Here is a 5662-nt window from a genome sequence, read left to right as displayed (position 1 = left end):
GTACGGGCGGGGCCGCCGAGGCATGGCGCCGGTGGGGGTCAACTGCCGCCGAAGATGATGGCCAGCGGGTCGTCCTTGTCGTACGAGCCGGAGGGCTTGTCGGCGTAGACGGTGCTCATGTACAGCCGCTGGCCGGAGTAGATGATCTCCGAGTAGCTGGGGCTGAACTTCGACTCCATCTCCCCGCTGTCGGCCGGGTTCTGCAACAGCTTCGCCTTCTCGTACGACTTGGGGTCGATGCGCCACACCGCGCCGCCCTCGTCGAAGGTGCTCTCCTGGTAGGCGAGCACGAAGCCGTCCTCGTCGAGGCCGAGCGGGGTCATCGCGGCCCGCTTGACGCCGTCCGTCTTGCCGACCGGCTTGCCGGTCGACAGGCTGAACGCCACGATCTCGTTGGCCGTGGTGGTGCTGTCGTAGCTGTTGCGGTCCTCCGACCCCAGGAAGAGGGCGTCGGCCGACTTGCTGACGGCGATCTGGCGGCAGCCCTCGACGCTGGTCGAGGGGCACTTGGCCTGGTACTTGCCGTTCTCGGTGCTGATCTTCGCGCGCACCGTACCGGCCTTGGCGCTGTCGTCGATGGACAGGAAGTCGGAGACCCCGGAGCCGGTCGAGTCGCCCGCGTCGAGCCCGATCACCAGCGGGTCGGTGGACGCGATGTGCACGTAGTCGATGCCCTGCGACACCTTGTACGCAGACTTCACCGCGCCCGTCTTCGGGTTCAGCGTCTGGACCTGGATCTGCGGGTTGTCGTACTGCCCGCACTGGCGCACCGCGACCAGCTTGGTCTCGCTGCCCGCGTAGCCGCGGTCCTCGCAGTCGCCGGTGGCCTGCGGCTTCCACAGCTGCTTGCCCGACGTCGACCAGGCGGCGCCGCCGCTGGTGCCGCCCGCGGCGACCGTGCCGCCGCCGAAGGTCACCTCGTCGAAGGGAACCTTCTCGTCCGCCTCACTGATGTCCCGGTGCCACCGCATCTTGCCGTTCTTCAGGTCCAGCAGCGCGACCTGGTTGCAGCTCGGGTACTCGTCCTCCTTGGTCGGCTTGGTCTCCTGGTAGAGGACCGCGGTCAGACCGTCCTTGGAGACGTGCTCCGAGGACCAGCAGACCGCACCGGCAAGGGGAATCGACCACTTCGCGGCGCCGCCGTCCAGCGGATAGCCGTCGATCTTGTTGACCCCGGCCTTCACGAAGGTGTCGCCGACGGTCCACATGCCCTCGACCGTGACCTGGTCGTCGACCTTCGGCATGGGGAGCTTGTTGAGCAGTCGGGCGTTGACCGTCTTCGGGGCGGGCTTGTTCTCGGTGCCGCCCGTGCTGCCCTGGCTGGTCTCCTTGCCCTTGCCCTTGGCCTGGTCGTCGGAGTCGCCACCGCCGCTGGTGGCGAACCATATGCCGCCGCCGATGACCAGCGCGACCGCGACCACCGCGCCGACGATGACCATCATCCGCTGCTTGGACTTGCCGCCGCCGGGGCCGCCGCCCTGGCCCGGGCCGCCGGGGTACTGCGGCTGGGGCGGGTAGCCGTAGCCCTGCTGGCCGTACTGCTGCTGGCCGTAGGACTGCTGCCCGTACTGCTGCTGTCCGTACTGCTGCTGGTATGGGGACGGCATGGCCGCCTGGGTGGGCTCCGCGTGCACCGACTGCCCCGGGTAGCCGTAACCACCCGCGCCCTGCGGGGGTGTCTGAGGCGGCTGCGGCGGTGGCGACGGCGGGCCCGGCGGCGGCGGAGGCGGTACGGGCGGCTGCTGCGGATAGCCGTAACTCGGCTCCTGAGGCGCGCCGAAGCCGCCCTGCGGCGGCTGATTCGGCGGCGGAGGCGGCTGTGACATGGGTATTCCTTTGAAGCGAGCCCATGGACCGACTCGACCTCCCCCGCTATCCCGGCGGCCGGAACCCGCCGGGATGGAGTGAATCGGACATGCGACCCGCCGGTGAGCAGCAGGGCAAGGCGGGAGTTCTTTGTATCACCCGGTCATGACAAGCCACGGGCCGGTTCCCATCTATCGAGCAGCTGAGACCGGCCCGTGACGCGACTGTTGCTCACGCGTCGTCGGCCCTCACACGCCGTCCGCTCAGGCGTCGTCGGCCAGCTCCAGCCAGCGGGTCTCCAGTTCGTCCCGCTCCCCCGTCAGCTCCCGCAGCTTGGCGTCCAGCTCGGCGACCCGGGTGAAGTCCGTGGCGTCCTCGGCGATCTGGGCGTGCAGCGTGGACTCCTGATCGCTGATGCGGTCCAGCCGCCGCTCGATCTTCTGGAGTTCCTTCTTCGCGGCACGCTGCTCGGCCGCCGAGCGCTGCCCGCCGGACGGCGCCTCCGCGGCCTTCTGCTTGCCGGAGGCGGCCGGGCCCGGCGTCGCCGCGGCCAGCGCCCGCTGCCGCCGCTCCAGGTACTCGTCCACCCCGCGCGGCAGCATGCGCAACGTCGCGTCGCCCAGCAGGGCGAGCACCCGGTCGGTGGTGCGCTCCAGGAAGTACCGGTCGTGGCTGATGACCACGAGCGAGCCCGGCCAGCCGTCGAGGAGGTCCTCCAGCTGGGTCAGGGTCTCGATGTCCAGGTCGTTCGTCGGCTCGTCCAGGAACAGCACATTGGGCTCGTCCATCAGCAGCCGCAGGATCTGGAGCCGCCGCCGCTCACCGCCGGACAGATCGCCGACCGGCGTCCACTGCTTCTCCTTGGTGAAGCCGAACTTCTCGCACAGCTGGGACGCGGTCATCTCCCGGCCCTTGCCCAGGTCGACGCGCTGCCGCACCTGCTCGACGGCCTCCAGGACGCGCAGGTTCCGGTCGAGTTCGGCGACCTCCTGCGAGAGGTACGCGAGCTTCACGGTCTTGCCGACGGCGATCCGGCCGCCCTCGGGCTGCCGTTCGCCCTCGCTGCGCGCGGCCTCGGCGAGGGCGCGCAGCAGCGACGTCTTGCCCGCGCCGTTCACGCCCACCAGGCCGATCCGGTCGCCGGGCCCCAACTGCCAGGTCAGATGCTTGAGCAGCACCTTCGGCCCGGCGGTGACGGTCACGTCCTCCAGGTCGAAGACCGTCTTGCCGAGGCGGGAGTTCGCGAACTTCATCAGCTCGGCGCTGTCGCGCGGCGGCGGGACGTCCGCGATCAGCGCGTTCGCCGCCTCGATGCGGAAGCGCGGCTTGCTGGTGCGGGCCGGGGCGCCGCGGCGCAGCCAGGCCAGCTCCTTGCGCATCAGGTTCTGCCGCTTGGCCTCCTCGCTGGCGGCGATGCGCTCGCGTTCGGCCCGGGCGAAGACGTAGTCGCTGTAGCCGCCCTCGTACTCGTGCACCGCGCCGCGCTGCACGTCCCACATGCGGGTGCAGACCTGGTCCAGGAACCAGCGGTCGTGGGTGACGACCACCAGCGCCGAGCGGCGCGCCCGCAGATGACCGGCCAGCCAGGAGATGCCCTCGACGTCGAGGTGGTTCGTCGGCTCGTCCAGGACGATCAGGTCCTGTTCGGCGATCAGCAGCTTGGCGAGCGCGATACGGCGGCGCTCGCCGCCGGACAGCGGGCCGATGACGGTGTCCAGGCCCTGCGGGAAGGCGGGCAGGTCGAGGCCGCCGAAGAGCCCGGTGAGGATGTCCCGGATCTTGGCGTCGCCCGCCCACTCGTGGTCGGCGAGGTCGCCGATCACCTCGTGCCGGACGGTCGCGGCGGGGTCGAGCGAATCGTGCTGGGTCAGCACGCCCGCCCGCAGGCCCCCGGCGTGGGTGACGCGGCCGTCGTCGGCGGGTTCGAGCTTGGCGAGGATCCGGATGAGCGTGGTCTTCCCGTCCCCGTTGCGGCCGACGACGCCGATCCGGTCGCCCTCGTTGACCCCGAGGGACACGCCGTCCAGCAGCGCGCGGGTGCCGTACACCTTGCCGACGGCTTCGACGTTGACCAAGTTGGTGGCCATCACACTCCTGTTTCGCGGATCGATCGACGTCCCAGGGTAGTCGCGGTCAGGGAGTGGTGACCGTCGCCCCGGGCGCCGGGCCGGACGCCGTCCGCACGGTGCGGCAGGTGCCGGACGCCGCGAGCGCCGTGGCCACGTCCTGGGCGGCCTCCGCGTCCTTCGCCAGGAACGCGCAGGTCGGGCCCGAGCCGGACACCAGGGAGGCGAGCGCGCCCCCGTCCGCGCCCGCGCGCAGCGTCTCGGCGAGCGCCGGGCGCAGGGACAGCGCGGCGGGCTGGAGATCATTGGTCACGGCGGCAGCCAGCGCGGCCGGGTCGCCGGTGTGCAGGGCCGTGAGCAGCGCCTCGGACGGCTCCGGGTCGGGGACGTCGTCCACGGTCGCGCCCGCCCCCGTCTCCTCCCGGAGGCGGTCGCACTCCCGGTACACGGCCGGGGTGGACAGGCCGCCGTCCGCGACGGCGAACACCCAGTGGAACGTCCCGCCCGTCTCCAGCGGCGTCAGCAGCTCCCCCCGGCCACGGCCGAGGGCCGCGCCGCCGACCAGGCTGAACGGGACGTCGCTGCCCAGGTCGGCGCAGAGCGCCAGCAGTTCGGTGCGGCTGGTCTTCGTTCCCCACAGCGCGTCGCACGCCACCAGGGCCCCGGCGGCGTCCGCGCTGCCGCCCGCCATGCCGCCCGCGACGGGGATGTCCTTGGTGATGTGCAGATGCACGTCCGGCGCGATGCCGTGGCGCGCGGCGAGCGCGATCGCCGCGCGGGCGGCGAGGTTCGTGTGGTCGGTGGGGACGTGCGGCGCGTCGGTGCCCTCGACGGTGACGCGGAGGCTTTCGGCGGGGGTGGCCGTGACCTCGTCGTGGAGCCCTACGGCGAGGAAGACGTTGGCCAGGTCATGAAAGCCGTCGGGGCGTCGGCCGCCGACCGCGAGCTGAACATTGACCTTCGCGGGAACGCGGGCGGTCACGGGGCGGGTCACGGGGCTCCTTGGGGAGGGTGGTCGGGTGTCCGATGCGGCCATTGTCGCGCCTGCCCCCGAGCCCCCTACGACGGGGCGCCCCTCCCGTGGCATCCGATGCGCGGACCCGCCGCGTTTCGGGTGCCTGCGGCGGGCTGTTCCCCACCCCGCCCCTTCCCGCAGCATCCGATATGCGGCTCCGCCGCGTGGCGGGGCTCCGCCTCGGACCCCGGCCCTCCGGCACGCTTGAGGAGCGGGGCCCGGCGCGGGGTTCGGGAAGCGAAGGGGCGGGGCCAGCCCCAGCAATGCCTGCGGCGCAGGCTCAAACGAGGGCCCGGGACGCAGCCCAGTCGCCGGGGCCCGGAGCACAGCCCCGGCAGGGCGCGGGACGGAGCCCCGAAGCAGGGGCCCGGGACCCAGCCCCGGCAGGGGGCAGGGCGCAGCCCCGAAGCAGGGGCCCGGGACCCAGCCCCGGCAGGGGGCAGGGCGCAGCCCCGAAGGGGTCCGGAGTGCCGACCCGGCAAGCCCCGGAACGAAGCCCCGGGGACGCAGCCCCGGCAGGGTGCGGGGCAGAGCCCCGAAACGGGAGCCTGGGGCACAGCCCCGGCAAGGCGCGGACGGAGCCCGAAACAGGGCCCCGAGCGCAGCGCCGGCAAGCCGTGGGGCCCAGCCTCGAAACGAAGCCCGGGTGACGCAGACCCGGCAGGGTCCGGGGCGCAGCGCCCGACAAGGCGTGGGGCGCCGCCCCGGAGGGGGTGCGGGGCGGAGCCCCGAAGTTTGGGGGTCCGGGGGTGTCCCCCGGTTTCGGGAAGGGGCG

At 72.6% G+C, this 5662-nt stretch carries 3 protein-coding genes; all 3 read right to left on the bottom strand.

The annotated features are described in order from the left end of the window. Positions 1-38 precede the first annotated feature (38 nt). On the bottom strand, positions 39-1826 hold the full coding sequence (locus EEJ42_RS34990; protein WP_123106231.1) for a hypothetical protein: 1788 nt from the start codon (positions 1824-1826) through the stop codon (positions 39-41). A 243-nt stretch (positions 1827-2069) separates the two neighbouring features. Continuing rightward, positions 2070-3893 (bottom strand): ABC-F family ATP-binding cassette domain-containing protein, encoded by a 1824-nt coding sequence (locus EEJ42_RS34985; protein WP_123106229.1) that lies wholly within the window; start codon positions 3891-3893, stop codon positions 2070-2072. Positions 3894-3939: 46 nt separating this feature from the next. Beyond that, entirely contained in the window at positions 3940-4866 is a 927-nt protein-coding gene (locus EEJ42_RS34980) for a 4-(cytidine 5'-diphospho)-2-C-methyl-D-erythritol kinase (RefSeq protein ID WP_246097576.1), read from the bottom strand. Positions 4867-5662 lie beyond the last annotated feature (796 nt).

The organism is Streptomyces botrytidirepellens (genome assembly GCF_003721215.1).
Taxonomy (GTDB): domain Bacteria; phylum Actinomycetota; class Actinomycetes; order Streptomycetales; family Streptomycetaceae; genus Streptomyces; species Streptomyces himastatinicus.
The sequence above is the reverse complement of the archived record's forward strand: the minus strand, read 5'-3'. Positions and strand labels throughout refer to the sequence as shown.